General features: G+C 54.2%; 16 protein-coding genes. 7 read left to right on the plus strand and 9 right to left on the minus strand.

Annotated features, from left to right (window positions below):
* Positions 1–33: 33 nt before the first annotated feature.
* Positions 34–1,257: an ABC transporter permease gene (locus ABD949_RS06355; protein WP_345241712.1), complete on the minus strand. Its 1,224-nt coding sequence runs from the start codon at positions 1,255–1,257 to the stop codon at positions 34–36.
* A gap of 64 nt (positions 1,258–1,321) precedes the next feature.
* Between ABD949_RS06355 and ABD949_RS06360 the strand changes: the two genes are divergently transcribed.
* From ABD949_RS06360 to ABD949_RS06380, 5 genes are all read left to right on the plus strand, one after another.
* Positions 1,322–2,551, plus strand: coding sequence for an exo-beta-N-acetylmuramidase NamZ family protein (locus tag ABD949_RS06360; RefSeq protein WP_345241714.1), 1,230 nt, complete (start codon positions 1,322–1,324; stop codon positions 2,549–2,551).
* A gap of 135 nt (positions 2,552–2,686) precedes the next feature.
* Positions 2,687–2,962: a DUF7683 domain-containing protein gene (locus tag ABD949_RS06365; RefSeq protein ID WP_345241716.1), complete on the plus strand. Its 276-nt coding sequence runs from the start codon at positions 2,687–2,689 to the stop codon at positions 2,960–2,962.
* Between the two features lie 104 nt (positions 2,963–3,066).
* Positions 3,067–4,599: a glutamine-hydrolyzing GMP synthase gene (gene guaA, locus ABD949_RS06370; protein WP_345241718.1), complete on the plus strand. Its 1,533-nt coding sequence runs from the start codon at positions 3,067–3,069 to the stop codon at positions 4,597–4,599.
* 145 nt (positions 4,600–4,744) lie between these two features.
* A complete protein-coding gene (locus tag ABD949_RS06375; RefSeq protein WP_345241720.1) occupies positions 4,745–5,992 on the plus strand; it encodes an enolase C-terminal domain-like protein in 1,248 nt (415 codons plus the stop codon).
* Between the two features lie 11 nt (positions 5,993–6,003).
* Positions 6,004–7,161, plus strand: a complete 1,158-nt coding sequence (locus ABD949_RS06380) for an ROK family transcriptional regulator (protein WP_345241722.1) — start codon at positions 6,004–6,006, stop codon at positions 7,159–7,161.
* On the opposite strand, the gene ABD949_RS06385 is transcribed toward ABD949_RS06380, so the two are convergent.
* The 5 genes from ABD949_RS06385 to ABD949_RS06405 all read right to left on the minus strand — a co-directional run bounded on the left by ABD949_RS06385 (position 7,136) and on the right by ABD949_RS06405 (position 14,199).
* Positions 7,136–7,447, minus strand: coding sequence for an ImmA/IrrE family metallo-endopeptidase (locus tag ABD949_RS06385; RefSeq protein WP_345241724.1), 312 nt, complete (start codon positions 7,445–7,447; stop codon positions 7,136–7,138). The genes ABD949_RS06380 and ABD949_RS06385 overlap by 26 nt on opposite strands.
* Before the next feature lie 95 nt (positions 7,448–7,542).
* Positions 7,543–9,132: an FAD-dependent oxidoreductase gene (locus tag ABD949_RS06390; protein ID WP_345241726.1), complete on the minus strand. Its 1,590-nt coding sequence runs from the start codon at positions 9,130–9,132 to the stop codon at positions 7,543–7,545.
* A gap of 44 nt (positions 9,133–9,176) precedes the next feature.
* Positions 9,177–11,327: a hydantoinase/oxoprolinase family protein gene (locus tag ABD949_RS06395; protein ID WP_345241728.1), complete on the minus strand. Its 2,151-nt coding sequence runs from the start codon at positions 11,325–11,327 to the stop codon at positions 9,177–9,179.
* Between the two features lie 2 nt (positions 11,328–11,329).
* Complete coding sequence (locus ABD949_RS06400) at positions 11,330–12,625, minus strand: citrate transporter (protein ID WP_345241730.1); 1,296 nt, start codon at positions 12,623–12,625, stop codon at positions 11,330–11,332.
* Between the two features lie 8 nt (positions 12,626–12,633).
* Positions 12,634–14,199: a DUF4127 family protein gene (locus ABD949_RS06405; protein WP_345241732.1), complete on the minus strand. Its 1,566-nt coding sequence runs from the start codon at positions 14,197–14,199 to the stop codon at positions 12,634–12,636.
* 145 nt (positions 14,200–14,344) lie between these two features.
* On the opposite strand from ABD949_RS06405, the gene ABD949_RS06410 reads away from it, so the two are divergent.
* On the plus strand, positions 14,345–15,556 hold the full coding sequence (locus tag ABD949_RS06410; protein WP_345241734.1) for a n-acyl-d-glucosamine 2-epimerase: 1,212 nt from the start codon (positions 14,345–14,347) through the stop codon (positions 15,554–15,556).
* A 73-nt stretch (positions 15,557–15,629) separates the two neighbouring features.
* Here the strand turns inward: ABD949_RS06410 and ABD949_RS06415 are convergent, their stop codons facing one another.
* The 3 genes from ABD949_RS06415 to ABD949_RS06425 all read right to left on the minus strand — a co-directional run bounded on the left by ABD949_RS06415 (position 15,630) and on the right by ABD949_RS06425 (position 18,747).
* Entirely contained in the window at positions 15,630–17,966 is a 2,337-nt protein-coding gene (locus tag ABD949_RS06415; RefSeq protein ID WP_345241736.1) for a S8 family peptidase, read from the minus strand.
* A 148-nt stretch (positions 17,967–18,114) separates the two neighbouring features.
* Positions 18,115–18,408 (minus strand): hypothetical protein, encoded by a 294-nt coding sequence (locus tag ABD949_RS06420; protein WP_345241738.1) that lies wholly within the window; start codon positions 18,406–18,408, stop codon positions 18,115–18,117.
* A 27-nt stretch (positions 18,409–18,435) separates the two neighbouring features.
* Positions 18,436–18,747, minus strand: coding sequence for a hypothetical protein (locus ABD949_RS06425; protein WP_345241740.1), 312 nt, complete (start codon positions 18,745–18,747; stop codon positions 18,436–18,438).
* A 206-nt stretch (positions 18,748–18,953) separates the two neighbouring features.
* On the opposite strand from ABD949_RS06425, the gene ABD949_RS06430 reads away from it, so the two are divergent.
* Complete coding sequence (locus ABD949_RS06430) at positions 18,954–19,544, plus strand: hypothetical protein (protein WP_345241742.1); 591 nt, start codon at positions 18,954–18,956, stop codon at positions 19,542–19,544.
* The last annotated feature ends 32 nt before the right edge of the window (positions 19,545–19,576 follow it).

The following is a 19,576-nucleotide window of genomic DNA, read 5'->3' on the forward strand; positions in this document are numbered from 1 at the left end:
ATCCAGTTCCAATCTGTTGTGTCCTGGGTCAGGTTACTTCTTAAAGACCAGCGCCCGTACCGGCTGAATGCGGTTGATGACCAGAGTGGGTATCCAGAGCACAGCTGCGATGAGGATAATTGTGGCGATGTTCAGTAAGACGATAACGGTCCAGTCCCACTCGATGGGAACGTAGCTCATGTAATAATTGCGGGGGTCGAGCGGAATCAGCTGATAGGTATCCTGCAGCCAGCACAGGCCAATACCCACAACGTTGCCGATTAATAAGCCCCACACGATCATGTTCAGGCCGACGTAGAAAAAGATTTGTCGGAGTAGTTTATTATTGCCGCCCAGGGCTTTCAGCAGGCCAATCATGGGCGTCCGTTCCATCATCAGTACCAGCAGCACCGATACCATATTGAAGCTGGAAACGAAGACGATCAGCACGAGAAAAACGACCATGTTGCGGTCGAGCAGCACCATCCAGTCGAATAGTGGTCGATACTGGTCAGTCACTTTCAACAGCCGCATATCCGGCGACATGGCGTCGAACACCCGGCGCGTAGTCGCGTCCAGCTGGTCGAAGTCACTGACGAAAACCTCGTAGCGGCCTACAGAATCAGCCCCCCAGTTGTTGAGCCGCTGTATCAGCCGGATGTCACCCAGCACGATGGTGTTATCGAACTCTTCCAGACCCGTTTCGTAGATACCCACCACGTTTAGTTTGCGGGCGCGGAGCTGGTTGCCGATAAAATACATGGGTACGCTCCCGCCTACTTTAAGTTGTAGCTGGTCGGCCATGCGTTTGCTTATCAGGATTTCGGTGGAGTAGCCGCTGTCGGGGGCCACGGCAGGTACTTTACCGGCGATGATGCTTTCGCGGAACAGGGCCCAGTCGTAATCCTTATCAACGCCTTTCAGGACGGCCCCGGCCAACTCGTCGGGGGTTTTCAGGATACCTGCTTTGAGCGAAACGGCCTGAATGTGCCTTACTCCCGGAATCTGTTCGGCAATATTATACAAATTGGTGCGCAGAAACAGAGGCGGTTCTTCGTAGGACAGGTTCAGCGTAAATTTAGAGACCTGCATATGCGCCCCGAATAGGAAAATCTTTTGCTGAATGGTACGTTTAAAACCAAAAAGTACCGCAAAAGCAATGATCATCACCGCCAGACCGACGGCAATACTGGCAATGCCAACTTTAGTAACGGTAGCCGAAAAACTGGCCATTGGCGCGTGGCGAATGCGCCGGGCCAGAAAAAATGGGACGTTCAAGCCGACTGGGCGTTTTGTGGTGGAACAAAATAATGCCTTATTTAGCAACCGAACAATCTTTTCTATGCAAGTGAAATCTCTTTTCGTGCTGGGCCTGGCCTTAATGGGCTGCCTGAACTGTACCGCCCAGTCCAATAAAAAGCCTGGCCAGAATCAGGCTCCTGCCGCCCAGTCGGTCACCAATGAGCCGCTTCAACTCGGTGCCGAGCAGTTTTCGGCCTACCTGCCCCTGCTGCAGGGCAAGCGGGTAGGGATGGTTGTCAATCATACGTCGATCGTTCGTAATAAGAACGGTGGGTATACCCATTTAGTGGATACCCTGCTGGCCCAGGGGGTAACCGTGAAGTCTATTTTTGCGCCGGAACATGGATTTAGGGGTAAGGCCACCGATGGCGAGAAGATTAGCAACAGCCGCGATCCGCGATCCGGCGTCAGCATCATTTCTCTCTACGGCAGCAATTACAAGCCCGCAGCGGCCCAACTGGATTCGCTGGACATCGTCATCTTCGATATTCAGGATGTGGGTACGCGCTTTTATACGTATATCAGCACCATGCACTACGCCATGGAGGCCTGCGCCGAAAACAATAAGCCCATCCTGATTCTGGACCGGCCTAATCCAAACGGCCATATTGTGGATGGGCCCGTGCTGGACCCTAAGTTCAGGTCGTTTGTGGGGATGCACAGGATACCGGTGGCACATGGCCTGACCATTGGCGAACTGGCCAAAATGATCAATGGCGAGAAATGGCTGAAAAATGGGGTGCAGCCCAATCTGACGGTGATTCCCTTGCAAGGGTATACCCACCAGACACCGTACACCCTGCCCATGAAGCCGTCGCCGAACCTGCCCAACCAGAAAGCGGTCCTGTGGTATCCGTCACTCTGTTTCTTTGAGGGCACGGTTGTCAGCGTAGGGCGGGGTACCGACAAGCAGTTTCAGGTGATTGGAGGCCCTGACCCGAATTTTGGCACGTACACGTTCACACCGGTGGATAAGCCGGGTGCGATGAACCCTCCGCAGGAAGGCAAGCAGTGCTATGGCATGGATATGTCGCAGATCGAGCCGCCAAAAGACAGAATCACGTTAAAGTACCTGATTGACTTTTATCAGAAGGCATCCGATAAGGAAGCGTTCTTTCTGAAGAACAATGGCATTGACCGGCTGGCGGGTAGTGATCAGTTGCGTTATCAGATAAAAGGAGGGCTTTCGGAGGCTAATATCCGAAAAAGCTGGGAGCCGGAACTGGGCCAGTACAAGACGCTTAGAAAGAAATACTTACTGTATCAATAATTTTTTGTCATGTATAGCCGGAGATTTTTTCCGGCTATTTTACAATTCAAACGTGTTACTATATTTGTGCAGAAAGTTAATGTTTCTTGGTTTTTAAGTGAAAATATGATGTAACTTGTACCTGTTAATCTAACCATGAACACAAATGTCAGAGAGTACGCGGTTCGCCGTGTTGTCACCGTATTTGATAAGGATACTGAGGAATTTATAACGTACTTCACGCTCCAGAATTTTGCTCTGCATGAGTATATTTACTGGTTCGACGTGCCTCAGGATGACCCGTTTATGTACGATTTTTACGAAATATCGCCGGTGAATGCGCATGTGCTGGCCGACGAAGATGTTTCGTTTGATTTTGACCAGAATATTTACTATTTAGAGTGCTCGCAGGTTGCTGAGGTGTACGAGTAAAATCCAATTCGCCCGCCCTTATTTAAACACAAAATTGTTCAGAGCGCAGAGACTTTTTGGGTACGTATCTAAAATGCTATAATTTTGCATTTTAGATACGTACCATGGCCACTGAACAAATCCTGATTCTGGACTTTGGTTCGCAGTATACCCAACTGATTGCCCGCCGGGTGCGCGAACTGAACGTCTACTGTGAGATTCACCCCTATAATCATATCCCCAAAATTACCCCCGACATCAAAGGTGTCATTTTGTCCGGAAGCCCGTGTTCCGTACGGGACGCCGATTCGCCGATAGTGCATCTGGCCGCTTTCCGGCACAAGATGCCGCTATTAGGTGTCTGCTACGGCGCTCAGCTACTAGCCCATACCAGCGGGGGAGAGGTGCAGCCTTCGTCCATCCGGGAATACGGCCGGGCTAAACTCAGTACCGTTCATACCGAAAACCCCTTGTTGAAAGAGTTGGATGTGCATACGCAGGTCTGGATGTCGCATGGCGATACCATTACCAGTGTCCCCGACAACTTCCAGATCATTGCCTCCACGGAAACGGTTCAGGTGGCTGCTTTCCAGGTAGCGGGTGAGGAAACCTACGGCATTCAGTTCCACCCGGAGGTAACGCATTCGCTGCAGGGTAAGATGCTGCTCAAAAACTTTGTGGTCGATATTTGTGGCTGTTCGCAGAACTGGACGTCAGCGTCGTTTGTGGAGTCGACCATTGCGCAGTTGAAAGAAAAACTGGGTAATGATAAGGTTGTTATGGGCTTGTCCGGCGGGGTCGATTCATCGGTGGCGGCTACGCTCATTCACCGGGCCATCGGCAGCAACCTCTACTGCATTTTTGTGGATAACGGCGTCTTGCGGAAAGATGAGTTTGAGGGCGTTCTGGAATCCTACAAGCACCTCGGCCTGAATGTCAAAGGCGTCGACGCCAAAGAGCAATTCTACACCGCCCTCGCCGGCCTGACCGATCCGGAAGCCAAGCGCAAAGCCATCGGCAAAACGTTCATCGACGTATTCGACCACGAAGCGCACCTGATTGAAGGCGTCGGCTGGTTGGGGCAGGGTACCATCTACCCGGATGTGATTGAATCGGTATCGGTGAAGGGGCCGTCGGCCACCATCAAATCCCACCACAACGTAGGCGGTCTGCCCGACTTCATGAAATTGAAAGTGGTGGAACCGCTGAATACGCTCTTTAAAGATGAGGTACGGGCTGTCGGCCGCACGCTGGAGATACCGGATAACATCCTGAAACGCCACCCGTTCCCCGGACCGGGCCTGGCCATTCGTATCCTGGGCGATATTACGCCGGAGAAAGTAGCCATTCTGCAGGAGGTGGATGCGCTGTTTATCAACGGCCTGAAGAAATACGACCTGTACGATCAGGTCTGGCAGGCCGGGGCCATGCTGCTGCCGATTCAGTCGGTGGGGGTTATGGGCGACGAGCGTACGTACGAACGCGTCGTAGCGCTCCGGGCCGTAACCAGTGTCGACGGCATGACCGCCGACTGGGCGCACCTGCCGTATGAATTCCTGGCCGACATCTCCAACGAGATCATCAACAAGGTCAAGGGTGTTAACCGCGTCGTGTACGATATTTCCTCCAAACCGCCCGCTACCATTGAGTGGGAATAGGGGAGTGTGAATACTGTATAATGAAAAACGAATTATAGCCTGGCTGCCGAAGGGTGGCTGGGCTTTTATTTACATAGCCGGCATTTAGAATCTTAACAGGAAAATGCTTACTTGCCTGCCGCACGTGTAGTAGCTTCCTGAACCGATGAACCGACATCATTTCCTGAAAACCCTGACCGGCGTAGCGACCCTGGCCTTTACCTCACCCATGGCCGAAGCCGATAATCGCATCCTGGGTTCAGCCGCTCCGGACCCGTTTCCCAACTGGCCCTTACCAGACCTCAGGAAAGCCTTACCGAATCCGGTATCGATCCGATCCGTAGAGCTACTGAAAACCCAGGGGCGTATGTTGCTGGTGGTTACGGCAGAAGACGGGGCGAAGGGTATCACCCAGTGCAACGATCGGATGCCGAACCTGACGTCGCTGCTGAAGGGGCTGGTACTGCCCCACTTTTTAGGGAAAGATGCCCGCGACCTGCCGCAGTTGGTGGATAATGCTTACCGGCTCAACAGCAATTACAAATACGCCGGTATGCCGCTCTGGAACAGCATCGGCTCGGTCGAAATTGCTACTTGGGACCTGTTGGGGCAACTGACCCGAAAACCGGTATATGCTCTACTTGGTAAGCCCATACGGAATGAATACGAAGTATACATATCTGATTTTTACCGGGGAGGAGAACTGGTAGGGGGTGTTGTGAACCGGCTGGCGGAAAAACTAGTGGCTACCGGTGCCAGAGGGGTAAAGATTAAAGTGGGTGGTCGTATGCAGAATACGCCGGAGGATGACCGCCGGACCCGGCAGTTTGTGCCGCTGGTCCGCAAAACGCTGGGCGATGCGGCAATTATTTACGCCGACGGTAACGGCTCATTCTCTACCAAAGAAGGCATCGAAGCGGGTAAGTTTCTGGAAAGTTACGGCGTGGCTATTTTTGAGGAGCCGTGCAGCTTTGAAGACGAAGACGGCATGCGCCAGGTGAATCAGGCGCTGACCAAAATCATGCTGGCCGGTGGCGAGCAGGACAGCAGCTTGTACCGTTTTGAACGACTGTCCCGCACCGGCGTATATGACCTCTACCAGCCGGATCTGTATTACAATGGTGGTATACTGCGGACGTTGCAGGTAGCTGAGATTGTGCGGCAGCATGGCAAGCAGTTTGCCCCGCATACCCCAAAAGCGGACCCGCTGATCGGGCCGTTCTGGCAGGTAGCGGCCTTGGCCACAAATCTGTACGGCCTGCAGGAGTTCGTGTATAATCCCGGCGAAAAACCGGCTTCCTGGTATTCGCCCGCCATTCAGGTGCAGAACGGAAAAATGACAATCCCAAACACTCCCGGCCTGGGTATTCAGTACGACGAAGGTATCTGGAAAGGAGCCGAGCGGGTAGTTTAAAAACGGTAAAGATGAGAGCGTTTATCGACAATATGGATGTGGGCACACATCAGAGTCTGCAAACCCGAAAAATAATTCAGTTTCTGCTGCGCGAAAAAGGCAAGACTATGCCCGAAATTCGGGAGTTCTCCGGCCTGAGTCTGCCCACTACCATCAAGTTTATCAACGACCTGCTGGACCGGAATATTCTCATTGAGTCCGGCAAGAAAGAGTCTTCCGGCGGCCGCCGTCCGACCGTCTACCGCCTGAATCCGGAGCAGGGCTACATTGTGGGGGTAGAGTTGCTGCTGAAGTCGTTCCGGATGAGCATTATCAACCTCAACCACGAGGTAATCTACGATTATGAGACGGATAATTTCGATATCAGCAAGCGGGAAGATGCGTTCGATTTTCTGGTGCGGACGGTGCCGGCGCTGATAAATTCCAAAGGCATTGCCGACGAGAAAATCCTGGGCGTAGGGATTGGTATCACCGGCAGGGTAAATCGGGACAGAGGCATCAGCTACTCGTTTCTGAACTTCGACCAGCCACTCACCAAACTGCTGGAAGCGCAGTGGAACTACCCGGTTTTCATTGACAACGATACCCACTTCATGACGCTGGGCGAGCAGACGTTCGGGCTGGCCCGTGGCAAGCAGGATGTCGTGTATGTCAACCTGAGCCGGGGGCTGGCGGTTGGCTTAATCTCGAACGGACAGATTCATAACGGGCACTCCGGGTTCGCCGGGGAGTTTGGTCACATCTCCTTTTTCGATAACGACAAACTCTGCATCTGTGGCAAAAAAGGTTGTTTGTCGACGGTTGTGTCGGGCGCTTCTGTGGAGGAGGCTTATCAGGAAAAGACCGGCAAGGCGCTGAGTTATCGCGAACTCATGGTGCTGTCGAAGCAGGGCGACCGGCTGGTCAATGAACTGCTGTCGGAGGTAGGGGAGCAGTTAGGCAAGGCCCTGTCGCTGCTGATTCAGGTATTGAATCCGGAGCTGCTGATTCTGGGTGGGCGGTTCAGCGAAGTGGGTGAGTACCTGAAGTACCCGATTATCCGGGGCATGAGCCTGCACAGTTTACCCCAGTTGATGGCCGATTGTGACGTTCAGGTATCGCCCTTAGGCGAAAAGGCCGAGATGCTGGGGGCCTACGCCCTGGTTATGGAGAAGGTCTTTGAGCCTTGAGTTCGGCCGCAAAGTCTTCAGCTATCTGTTCTTCTTCGGCCCGGCTCCGCTGTCCCGGCAGGTCGGCGGCAAAGTAATGCCCCAACTCGTGGGCGATAATCAATTCTTTGTCAATAGCCGCGTTCAGGTTGATGCAGATGCTTCGGGTCTTTTTATCATATTCACCCAGCGTTACTGGATGCCACCGGCCGTAGCTCAGCGATATACCTGCCCGTTCAACAAGGGCAAATGCATCGCTGGTGCCGTAGCGTTCGATTACCTGTTGCGCCAGTTCCTTCCCGTTCATACACTCAAGTTCGATAGAATGGTAGTCGAGGTAGCCTCGGACAAAATCCCAAATTCGAATTCATAAATCGCATCGGCGAACCGTCCCCAATCCGTTCACATGGCGTGAATATGCGGGTCGCCTTCTTCTAACTTTATATCGTCGGGCCACGCTATTTCTACCCCTTTGTCGATAAGCAGTTGCTGAAAATGCTGGAGTAACGTACGGTCATTTCTGACGGCCCTCGGACGGAGGTCTTCTCCCAGACAAAACGCCAGCAGGTTACCGACCGATTCGCCAATGTTCCACTCGATCGGGTGGAGCCGGTAACAGCCGTTGGTGATATGCGTAGTGCCGATGTTTTTACAAACCGGCAACAGGTTGTCAACCCGCTTAGGAATCAGCGCGCCCAGCGGAATCTGAAACGGCAGGCTTTCTACGTCTACGTAATTATCCCCGCCAACGCTCGGGTGCAGGTCAATCCGGTAAAAGCCGATGCCTACTGAGTCCGGAAACGGCTCCGCCAGGATCTGCCCCGGCCGGTATTGGGCCGAGACATGCTGCTCTTTGATGGTAAATTCCGCCTTAATGCGACGCGACTCCCGGATGTATGGCCGTTTGGCGAGTCCGTCTTCCGTACCCACCACATCCGCTCGCAGCTTCAGCCCTTTGAAACCCAGTTCGGTTTGCAGGTAGTACAGAAACGATAGGCTCTGCTCTTTGGCTTTTGCAATCAGCCGCTCCTTTTCCTCGGCGGAGGCATTGCACAAATCGCCCAGCAGGTAGTCAATCTGCGGGTAATTCACCAGCGTAATGTCGGAATCGAACGCGCCATCCTTAAACAGGTCTTTATGGAGAATCCGGCGGTATGTCCACAGACCCGCAAAGGCTTTGTTGGGTTCGTTGTGGGGCTTAAAGGTATACTGCACGGGTTGCATGGTGCGTGGACTAATACCTGACATGCTCAACAGCCGCCCGACCCAGGCAGGGGAGAGACTGGGCGTAAATTCCCGCCAGAAGTCGTAATTTTTAGGCCGGTCAATGGTCCAGTCTTCGCCTTCGTGGTAGCTTATGGCGAAGCATACCGAAAATGCCTGCGAATTGGCCGGGTTGGCTATAGGTTTGGCGCTGGGTTCACCGGTATCGGCCTGGCTTTCGGAGCCGGTGACATATTCGGTTCCGGTCAGGGGCAGCAGATCGCCGAGTTCGGTGGCGTCTACGAAATACCGGGCGGTAATCGTGGTGGGTTCGCTGGTTCGGGTGTTTTGCAGGGTAATGGCATGTACCGTATTGCCGGTAGAATCAGCAGCAACCGGGATGTGTTTGGTGAGGATAGTCAGCTTATGGTTCTGGACGTGCGGCTGGAGCATATCTTTCAGCACGTGTAAAAATACCTTTGGTTCGGCGCACAACGGCGACACCCAGCCATTACCCGGATTCAGCACGGGGTTTGTCAGCGCTTCTGGTTTGAGCGGGTAATTGGTTCGGTAGTACTGCCGTACCCGCTCCCGAAAGGTTCGGTAGGTCTGGGTGCAGCCAAAGCGTTCAATCCAGCCGTGTTCGTCAGGCGGGGTGGCCTGTGTAGTAAACTGACCGCCAATCCAGTCGGATTCTTCCGTCATTATCACAGTCAAGCCAGCGTTGCAGGCCGCCAGCGCACAGGCGCAGCCACCCACGCCACCACCTACAATTAGTATATCAGTCATTGGTTGAATAGTTGCTAGCCCCACTCTTTCGCTCTCTCGCTCTTTCACTTTTTATCTTCCGCCAGAATCACAATGTGCTCGTCACCGGCTCTATTCTCCAGTTCGGTAGCCGCCAGGGCCAGTGCCTGTTCGAGGTCGGCCAGCCCCGACAGGTTGATAATGCGGGCACCGACCAGCAAATGAATATCGGGCAGACTCCGGCCGGCATCCCCAAAATCCGTTAAGTCGAGTATCACTCGTTCCAGTTGCGGCAACGCTTCGGCAATCCGGGTCGCGTACACATGCGCGTGGTTGCGCTGGAGTCGTACTACCCCCGTTCGGTCGGTGATCCGCACCGCCAGTTGTTTCGACTGAAAAAGTCCAAAGAACGTTTTGCTGATGCGTTCGGCACCGAAAACGTATAACGGACCTGTTTCGCCCAGCAGCCGGACGTTTTCAGCAGGTGTTTGCATAGAGCGGGCGGCCGAGGCTTTGCAGTCCTGAAAGGTGAAAATTTTTGCGTTGCTGTCGTCCTTCTTGAGTTCGGTGGTGCCAAAGGCCGTCGCCCGCACCAGATTCCGCCGGGTATCTACTTCCATCTGCACCTCGACCGTTTCGGGCAAAGCGCCAATTTTGATAACCGCTTCGGCTGCTTCCCGACGCACCGCCAGAATATCATCGGGTGTCGGGTCAACAATGTTACGCTCCACCGTATCACGCACCATCGCCAGGGCTACGCCGATGGTGGAGATGACCTCCGCCTTTCTGGCGAGCCGGGCGGGGAGTTTCATCAGTTCGCCGGTATACAGCACCAGCGAAGCCGCTCCGCCACCCCCGCCGATCAGTTCGACGGTGTCCCGGTCGAGGTGGTATTCGGCAATGAGTTCGTCGATTTGTTTTGCTACTTTTCGGCACGAGATGTCCAGCACCTCACGGGCGGCTTCTTCTACCGTCTTGCCAATCTTATCGGCCAGCGGTTTAAACGCCAGCCGGGCGGCATCGGCATTGCCTTTGGCAAAAGCGGTATCGGGAATAATGCCCAGCAGGTTGGCCGCGCAGGTGGGAGTCAGGGAAAAGCGTTTGCCGCTGGTGGTTTCGATGGCGGTGTAATCGTCGGCGTCTTTTTCAGTAGGGCGAAGATGCACCAGTCTGGCATTCTCAAAGATTTCAGCCGGTTGGAAGCAGGCATAATGCAGTCCGGCGATGTGGGCCGACCGGGAGCCTACGTCCACGATTTTGCCGTTAGCCTCGCGAATCATGCTGCCGCCGGCAATGGCCAGGGTGCGTACATCAAGCGTGTTCAGGTACGTCCGGTGACCACCCACGCGGGCGGCTTTGGTCTGGGGCTGCCCGTCGCGAATCACCGAAATATCCGCACTGGTGCCGCCAACTTCGATGAAGATCCCGTCGGATACCCGCTCGTGCATCAGCGCACCCGCAATACCCGCTGCGGGGCCGGAGAGCATGGTCATAATCGGTCGCCGGTGAACTTCTTCAACGCTCATCACGCCACCGTCGGAGCGCATAATCATCAGCGGGGCCGTAATGCCGGACTTCTTCACGCACGCATCCGTCATAGTAGCCGTGTGAATCATCTTGGGCAGAATCGCCCCGTTAATCACCGCCGTGCGGGTGCGGGTACGCAGGCCGTAGAGGGTCGATACCTCATGGCCGCTGGTGGCCAGAAAACCCAGTTGGCGGGCTTTATCGCTGATGTGCGTCTCATTGTCGGCATTATCCACCCCAAACGCTTCGGACGTTACCACAACTTCGACACCCTTCCGGCGGAAATCAGCCAGTTGAGTATCCAGAACTGTCTCGCTGAGGTTGCGGTTCGACAGAAAAACGTGTTCCGCGTTCAGGAAGCGGTTAGGAGCCAGTTCGATGGCCGGAATATGGGTGTCAATTTTGGCTTTCAGCCCTTCCACACCATTGCCGATGCCGATAATGCCGACTTTAGCCACATCCCCTTCGAGCAGCGCGTTGGTCGCCTGGGTGGTGGAGTGGGCGATGAACACCACGTCTTCGGGGTCGATGCTGAGTTCAGACAGCGCCCGGTTGATGGCGTTGATGATGCCCAGGGCCACGCCCTCGGTAGCGTCGTGGGTGGTAGGTACTTTGAGCTGCGAGATAACCTCCCGGCTGGCATGGTCGACCACTACCACATCGGTAAAGGTGCCGCCTACATCGATGCCCACTCTGACTTGCTTTTTCATGCTCACAGGAATAACAGGGCCGAGATTATCAGGCCAACTACACACACCAGCACCGTCGGCAGTAGCGTTTCCTTCGTCAGATCTTCCACCCGAACACCTACAAAGTTGGCAATCCACACATTATGTGTGTTGGTGGGGTCACACACATTCTGCACCTGCACCACGCACATGATAGCCGCCAGCAACGCAATGGCGGGCAGCACGCCCGTTCCGAACATAATGGTGAACAGGCCAACCCCAATACCGAAAATGTTGAGCGGTCCCCGGTAAAGCGCCAGCGGGGAAAGCAGTCCGAAGAAAGCGATATAGAACAGCGCTGAGCTGAACGGCAGCGATACGATGAGCGGCTCCAGCGCCGTTTTAATGGGTTGTAAATTCAGCGCGTTCAGAAGCATACCGATGCCCATCATCAGAATGGCGGCCGGGGCTCCATCTTCAATGCCTTTAATGGCCGAAGCCGTTACCGTTTTCACCGCATTGCGGTAGTTGGTGGTAATCACGCCGAACAGCGAACCGATGATAAACGCAGCAATAAAATCGAGCTTGATGCCAAATGCATTAAAGCCGAAAAACAGAATCAGCGGCACCACCGGCGTCAGCAGCGCAATGAGCGGCACCCGCTTTCCCCGCTCCGGCTTGACGGCTTCTTCGGCCGGTGTGGCTATCATCAGCAGCATTTCACCCGACCGGCGGGCGGCAATGAGCGCATATGTTACAACGGCGACCATCATCAGCCCCAGCAGAATAAAGGCAAATGTCATCACCTGACCCGGCATCGGCTGGCTTTCGGGGAGTTGCAGCAACTGCCGGTACAGCGTAAACAGAATGGGGTTGAAGATGAACCCCGTAGCAAACGCCAGCAGGAACAGCACCCCGGCCAGTTTACGGGGAATACCCAGGCTCATCATGATCGGCAGCACCAGCGACCCCACAGTAATGATAGCGCCTAACCCCTGCAGGGTCGTAAACAGCACCACCGTGACCAGCATCAGCCCGAACGCAACCACCAGCGGCCGTTCGCCCCCAAACTCAGCAGCCCGCTTGATAATCTCTTCGGCAATGCCGGTCTGAATCAGCACCCGGCCCATCATAGCTCCCGCAAACACCGCCACGTATACCGGTGCCAGTTTGATGGAACCCTGGGCGACAATCGTGTTCAGAATATCGGTACCCGGCAGTCGGGCCAGGGCCGCAATCAGCACCGCTATGGCGGGTAAGGCCAGCAGCGCCGGAACCTTCCGCATGAACATCAGCGTGGCAAAAACCAGGAAGATGAGGAGTAGACCGATGGCTATCATGAAAAAGATTAAGGTTTTACCTCAAAATCAATCTCTGCTTCAAAGGTACGGTTCCAGGGCAGGTCGAAGGTGAGGCTGGTGAGTTCGGCTCGTTGTTTGCTGCTTTTCGGGAAGAAACCGGCAGCTGTTTGCTGCGCAATGGGCTGGAGTTCCTTCAGGCAAAAGGCTTCGATGGCCTGGTTCTGCTCGTCGGTGAGCCGGTAGTTGTTCCATTGCCTTTCCCGGCACAGTTGTTGGGCTTTCGGGCGGACGATGGAGTGGTAGCTATAATCGTCCAGTAGGCGGTTCAGCATAAACCAGGTCTGGGCCCGGTTCATGCGGTCAACGACCGGCGGTTTGGCTTTTAAAACAGTTTTGGAAATACCGGCTATGATGCCGTGCGGGAGCGCTGTGCCGATGGTGTTACCGGCGGTGTTCCAGCAGGCATAGCCGTAGGTCCGGGCAAAAACGGATTGCTGTTTCAGCGCTTCCGTAAAGAGTATATCACCCCCCTGCACATCGCCTTTAGGGTCGATATCCGCGATAATCAGCCCTTTCGACGCGGGTACTTTCGCAATTTCTTCGGCAAAGCTTTGGGCACGGCCGGGCTCAAACCGGGAGGCATAGACGTAGTACAGCAGATCGGCCTGCTGCTCGCTGGTCACTTCTGTTGCACCCACGGCTCTGATGTGGAAGCTGACCGTCTGGCGCAGCGGCCGGTCTTCATAAGGCATGATTTTATTGGCCATTGCCTCCGACGAATATACGGCTTTGATTTTAGGCCGGTAGTTGTATTTGTCAGCCATAGCACGGGCCAGCAGCAGCATAGATACTTCGTCGGCACCGGGCTGCACGGCCACCTGCTCGGTCAGCTTGTTTGTCTTTACCAGATCAATAAGCGTTTCGCGGTCTTTGACGTGTACCCCTCTGGGTTTGGCGTCGTCCTGCGATACGATGAGGTAGTCGAACACCTTGTCCCGCACCAGGTCAACGGCGTACCGGTTGATCCGGAGATTACGCTCCCTGGCCTGTTTGTAGTCTGCCAGCGCTGCTGCCGGAATATCGCTCTCCAGTTTCTGCGTTAACGCGGCTTCACCGGCATCCGGTGACACCTCGGCCCACTTCGCCAGTTTCTCCCGATAGGCTTCATTTTTACCGTCGGAGGTGGGTGCCAGACGCATAATCACGCTGGAGCCGTACATTTTTAGGTTGGGCGCTTTCCGGCGTAGTTCGCGCGCAATCTGCACCCGCTGTAACGCTTCGGCTTCCGGGGTGGCGTGTACCCGTGAAGCGACCAGTCCGCCGTACGCCAGCATATCCAGCGACAGAATGGCCGCATCGAACCGGCTGAGGTTTTGCCCACGGAGCCACTGAATGATCTCGTCGGATTGACCATACTGCGTAAACCGCCCCAGCATCTCACGGGGTGGCGTCACCACGTCTACATCGCCGATCAGGCCCATCCGGACCGGAAACTGCAGGCAGGGCGGCCGGTCGTCCAGCGGGATCAGCAACACGCGGGAGGTGTAATTCACCTGTGCCTGAAGTGTCAGTGCGTGGATGAGCAGAGCAATAATCAATAGTTTGCGAGGCATATAGCAGGCTACTAGAAACAGTACAAGAAACGCCAACTTTTTTGATTGAACAAACTTAAATAAAATTTTTAGTAAAGTATTTTACATATTTTTGTAAAGTTGTTCGGATTACCTACTAACTTAGGAAAGAAAACGCATCTTGCTTATGAATTCGGCTGATCAGTATTTGGATCTATATAAAAAAGAGTTGCTCAACAACGTTCTTCCTTTCTGGCTGACTCATTCCAAAGATGCCGAATACGGCGGCTACCTAACCTGCCTCAACCGCGACGGCTCGGTGTTCGATACTGACAAGTTCATGTGGCTGCAGGGCCGGCAGGTATGGCTATTCTCGATGCTGTACAACCAGGTGGAGCAAAATACCGAATGGCTGGACTTCGCCTTGCACGGTGCCAGCTTCATGGAGAAACACGGGCGTGCTGAGGATGGTAGCTGGTACTTCTCGCTGACCCGCGACGGCCGGCCGCTGGTGCACCCGTACAACATCTTCTCCGACTGCTTCGCCACCATGGCATTCGGGCAGCTTTACAAAGCCACCAGCGAACCGCGCCACGCCGATATTGCCTACAACACGTTCAATAGTATTCTGGATCGGCAGACCAACCCCAAGCGTCAGTGGAGCAAAGCCGTGGCCGGCACGCGGCCGCTGAAGAACTTTGCCCTGCCCATGATCCTGTGCAACCTGTCGCTGGAGATTGAACACCTGCTGGACGCGGCAATGGTGGATGCCCTTATCAAGGACTGCATCCATGAGGTGATGGATGTTTTCTACGACGAAAAATCAGGTTTGATTCTGGAGAACGTAGCCCCGGACGGCTCGTTTGTCGACAGCTTTGAAGGGCGGCACCTCAATCCCGGTCACGTGATCGAAGCCATGTGGTTTATTATGGATCTGGGCGAGCGGCTGGGCGACCAAACCCTGATCGAACGCGCCAAGGATCTTACCTTAAAACACCTGGAGTATGGCTGGGACAGCACCTACGGCGGCATCTTTTACTTCATGGACATTAAAGGTCGTCCGTCGCAGCATCTGGAGTGGGATCAGAAACTCTGGTGGGTGCATGTCGAAACCCTGATTGCTCTCCTGAAAGGCTACCGCCTGACCAACGACGAAGCCTGTCTGCGCTGGTTCGAAAAAGTACATGACTATACCTGGCAGCACTTTAAAGACGCTGAGTACGGTGAATGGTACGGCTACCTCAATCGCCGGGGCGAAGTATTATTACCCCTGAAAGGAGGCAAATGGAAAGGCTGCTACCACGTTCCGCGGGCCCTGTATCAGTGCTGGAAAACGCTGGAGAAAATAGCGGTGAAGAATGATGGCGGGGCTGCCCGGCGGCTAAACGTGATGAGTTGATTGTTAAATTCCGTCTCATCACGCTCAACCAGGCATCGCACCCAGCCGGGAGACCGGCTGGGTGCGATGCGGTTTAGACCAGGCGTCTGCGACCTGTTTGCCACGTTATACCCCCCACCTGTAGCTGACGGTAAAACTGTCGAAGGGTTATCTGGTAAGTCTTACGCCGAAGCTCCCTGGGAATTTGCAGCAACAAACGGCACTTCGCCCGGTATTTGGCCGGAAGCTCAATCGAGGTGAGCCGGGTTACCTGGTATGGGTGCAGGTAAGCACGGACTACCTTCTCCCGTTGAATCAGGTCTGCTTTGGGCAGGTATCGCTTGACCTTCCGGTATAATGCCAGAGGCATTTCCCAAAGCAAGCGGGCTCCTTCCGGCAACCGTCCTTCAATTTCAATCGCAAACACCCGATTTTTATCCGGTGCACCGACCAGCAGGAAGGGTAATGGTACGAATCCCGCCGGATCGGCCGCTGGTGCAGGCTCTGCGTCGACAACGTTGAAGTTTCGCCAGGTAACATTGTTATTGTTACGAATGAAGTTGTTGAAGTTGTTCCAGTCAATGAAGTCTGCTGGACCGGGCGCCGGATCCTGTGCGTTCCCGACGAGCCCAACGAAGCAGTAGTGACCTGTGGCCGGTATGGCGGCTGCCGACCACGTAATGGCGTCTGAAACCGTCAGCTGGTTGCCGTTGGGTACCGAAGCCAGCGTCGTAGTGCCAACCAGGTTCCACAAGTCCGGGGTAACCAGTGAGGCTACCTCTGACCAGAATACCGTAGCCTGAACATTGTTGGCGTTTGAGCCGCCCCGGTTACGCATGCGTACATAGATGAAATTGTTCTGACCGGCTTCTACCGTGCTACCGAGCGTACTAGTGTTTTCGGTACCACTGCCTTCACCGAACGCAGCCTGAGGATTGGCTTCTGCGGCTAACCGAACGATGATGTCAGGGCTTGCCGAAATAGCGCCCGTATGGGGATTGCCGGTATCGCCAACGAAGTCACGCAGATAAATGTCAGGGGTGATATTAAGTTGATTGTCAATGATAAGCCGCAGATTCGGCATTACATTTATCTGTGTTGTTTCGGTAGTGGCCGGTGGCGTACCGGTTGCGGGGTTGCGCAAAACCGCCCGCATCTGTCTGGGACTATACCGGAAACCGAAACTCGCTTCTATGATCCCCTGAACGGCCAAAGCGGCTCCCGTAATGATGGGTGAGGCTCCTGAGGTACCGCCAAAGCTTGTTTGGTACAGATTGGTAGCTCCGCTACTGTTGGAACTACAGGTGTTAATGTTTTCTCCCCAGGCATAGCAGTCTATGCGCTGCCCATGGGGAGCCCAGGGCATCCGGGTATGCGGAGCGGCAGACGTAGAGGCTGAGACAATGATGGCTCCCGAGTCCCGAAATCCCACCCCGCCAGGATTCAGGATCGCGTTACCGCCGGGCGCAACATACGTATCCATAGCAAACGGGGGTGTAGAGCCGTTATTGGTACCGTTTCCCCCGGCCTCTACCACGATTATTCCTAAAGCCGTAGCCAAGCGGAGCACTTCATAAACGGCATCTGTTACTTCTATAGGCCCCAGCATACTGGGTAATCCGGGAACCCAGTTCTGAGCTTCCAGCAGCAAGACATCACCGAAATTCATAGTGGCTATGGCGGCCAGGATGGCATCCTGCTGGGTGCTGCCGTGAAATGATACGGCCCGTACACTGGCTACATTGGGGGTGATTCCCACGCAACCTAAGGTATTGTCAGACGCACAAATCTCCCCAAAAACAGCTGTACCATGGCTCCGGCTCGAATCCAGCAGCGTGCCGTGCAGGAGTGTAATGCCATGGGCTGTCAGGTCCTCATGACCGAATGTCCAGCCTCGCTCAAGATCGATGACCCGCTGCCCCTGTCCGTCGCCCCCCACAAATCCCCAGGCATAGCGGGCATCAATGCCGTTGGGAGCCGTATCCAGATAAACTTGGTCAACGGCCCTGGGATCATTCGTGGCATCAACAAACGGATCAGGAGCGGGCACATACATGGTTACATCTTCGGCTTCCCGCCAGCGCTTCAATCGTTTTACAATGTCGGTCAGCCGTTGGGCATCGTCGTAGTCAACTTTGAAGTACGAAGAAAAAGGACCGGGTTTGTAGGTGGGGTCTGTCGCTCTGGCTTTTCTGATGAGTGCATTCAACTGGTCCTGGGGTAAAGCCGCATACAGCGGTGATAGCTTAATACCGGGAAACTCTCTTTGCAGGTCAACCCAGGGCCTGAACTGCCGGGCTTCCAGTTGCTGCGCAGCTTTTTCGTTGTAGTCAAGCTTCAACTCAGGACTAAACCGGATCATGATATAAGGCGGTTCTTTTTCCAGAATCTCCGGATGGTTCTGGCGCATAAATTCCAACTCTTTTTCCATGGCAGTAACAGGGTTAGTGTCTTACGAACCTATTGATTTATAAGGGATTATTTTAGCGTAAAAACCCCTGTTTACCTGTAAGGCAGAACAACAAACGCCCGGGGTTTAATCCACCGGGCGTTTGAAGCAAAAATAGAGAAGTTGACATTCAACTAGCAGCTCCCGTCACATCCTCATAATTTGGGTTACCAGCCGCATTGTCGGCATCACCGCTGGCTACCGTTTTGGCATTTTGTAAAGTAGTGTTGGTGCCGTCGGCGCTGGTTTCCTGTTTGTCAACTTCTAAATCCTGGGCGGTTGGCCGCAGCATTTCGTTGGGGCTCATGCGGGGCACCTGGGCTTCGCCAATTTCGGGATCTACCTGTTCGGTGCGGGCCAGGGCCGAGAGTGGGCCCTGATTTTCGTCTTCACCCGGTTCGTACCGTTCGTCTCTTGATTCCATAGTTGATTTTGTTTGGTCGAACGCGGTCTATTCTCCACTCGTCCGCGCCGTTGAACTGCCTAGCTGATAATTATCATCCCGGTCGTGGCTGGTGTCGCCCCCTACGCGGTAGCTGTCGTTAAAATCATCGTTGATGGCTTCTTCGTCAAGGCGTTCGTCTGAATTCATATCGTCCTCAGCCGTTGGGCCTTCATTGCTAAAGTTATCCGGATTGATGCGTCCTACCCGTGAGCCCACCAGTTCGGTATTGTCTTTACCGAGGCCAAACTGCGCCCTGGCACCGGCGATGCCCTGTTGCGGATCTACCTCGGTCTGCGGGGTTTTGCGTTCTGTTTTCATAGCCGTTGGTCTTTGGTGATAGTAAAGAAACTGGTGGGGGGCCTAAAGGTTTGACGGGTGGCCCTGGGCAGGATGTAATGGGCGCTTCGTTAAGTATGGACTCAAATAAGGCAGTTATAAACTGGTTCCCGCCAGTTATAGATTGGCGATAGGTTGAGGTGGGAAGAGATGATAGCTTTGACTAAATCACCAAATGGTCAAACGCCATGAAAACGTCATCCAACCCTTCTGCTCTGTTTCCGGCAACAGGCACGCTGCTCTTTACGTACATAAAACGTTTCCTGTTTTTCGCGGTCGTGACAGCATTACCTCTGTTGGTGGGCTGTAGCAAAGAGGATGATACCATGCCGGTTAAACGTACCGCCCAGGAGAAACTGATTGCTCGTAAGTGGACCCTCAACACGGTAACTATTCGGGTTGATAATGGTAGTACGTATAGCCTCACCAGGACGCAATGGCAGGCGGTGGGGATTCTTCTCGATAATATTACCTTCCGGGCAGATGGCCGATACTCGTCCAGCGGTCCGTCCGGCAATTACACCCTGAAGCAGAACGATACGGCTCTGGAGTTAACCAATGAGCCTTTTTTTACGATGGAGTTTTTGAGCCTTAGCCTATCGGATTATGAATTTAGTGGAAGAACGCCAGAAGTAGCGGTGAACCCGGAGAAAGCGGCACCCACCGCTGCGGAGCATGGCGTTGCCGCAGCGGGCCTGGCTGGCTTAGCCTACTTCAAAGAGGTAGATACAGCGAAGGTTAAAACTGTACAACTCCTTTTTACCTACAACGGCGTATAGATCCTGATTATAGCTGCTCTTTGCCAGAATCT

It is taken from the genome of Nibrella saemangeumensis (genome assembly GCF_039541915.1).
In the GTDB taxonomy this organism is placed as follows: domain Bacteria; phylum Bacteroidota; class Bacteroidia; order Cytophagales; family Spirosomataceae; genus Nibrella; species Nibrella saemangeumensis.

Bases quoted from the DNA above. Each gene is read 5' to 3' on its own strand.
- ABD949_RS06360 (WP_345241714.1), top strand. From the start codon at position 1,322: ATGCAAGTGAAATCTCTTTTCGTGCTGGGCCTGGCCTTAATGGGCTGC.
- ABD949_RS06365 (WP_345241716.1), top strand. From the start codon at position 2,687: ATGAACACAAATGTCAGAGAGTACGCGGTTCGCCGTGTTGTCACCGTA.
- guaA (WP_345241718.1), top strand. From the start codon at position 3,067: ATGGCCACTGAACAAATCCTGATTCTGGACTTTGGTTCGCAGTATACC.
- ABD949_RS06375 (WP_345241720.1), top strand. From the start codon at position 4,745: ATGAACCGACATCATTTCCTGAAAACCCTGACCGGCGTAGCGACCCTG.
- ABD949_RS06380 (WP_345241722.1), top strand. From the start codon at position 6,004: ATGAGAGCGTTTATCGACAATATGGATGTGGGCACACATCAGAGTCTG.
- ABD949_RS06385 (WP_345241724.1), bottom strand. From the start codon at position 7,447: ATGAACGGGAAGGAACTGGCGCAACAGGTAATCGAACGCTACGGCACC.
- ABD949_RS06390 (WP_345241726.1), bottom strand. From the start codon at position 9,132: ATGACTGATATACTAATTGTAGGTGGTGGCGTGGGTGGCTGCGCCTGT.
- ABD949_RS06395 (WP_345241728.1), bottom strand. From the start codon at position 11,327: ATGAAAAAGCAAGTCAGAGTGGGCATCGATGTAGGCGGCACCTTTACC.
- ABD949_RS06400 (WP_345241730.1), bottom strand. From the start codon at position 12,625: ATGATAGCCATCGGTCTACTCCTCATCTTCCTGGTTTTTGCCACGCTG.
- ABD949_RS06405 (WP_345241732.1), bottom strand. From the start codon at position 14,199: ATGCCTCGCAAACTATTGATTATTGCTCTGCTCATCCACGCACTGACA.
- ABD949_RS06410 (WP_345241734.1), top strand. From the start codon at position 14,345: ATGAATTCGGCTGATCAGTATTTGGATCTATATAAAAAAGAGTTGCTC.
- ABD949_RS06415 (WP_345241736.1), bottom strand. From the start codon at position 17,966: ATGGAAAAAGAGTTGGAATTTATGCGCCAGAACCATCCGGAGATTCTG.
- ABD949_RS06420 (WP_345241738.1), bottom strand. From the start codon at position 18,408: ATGGAATCAAGAGACGAACGGTACGAACCGGGTGAAGACGAAAATCAG.
- ABD949_RS06425 (WP_345241740.1), bottom strand. From the start codon at position 18,747: ATGAAAACAGAACGCAAAACCCCGCAGACCGAGGTAGATCCGCAACAG.
- ABD949_RS06430 (WP_345241742.1), top strand. From the start codon at position 18,954: ATGAAAACGTCATCCAACCCTTCTGCTCTGTTTCCGGCAACAGGCACG.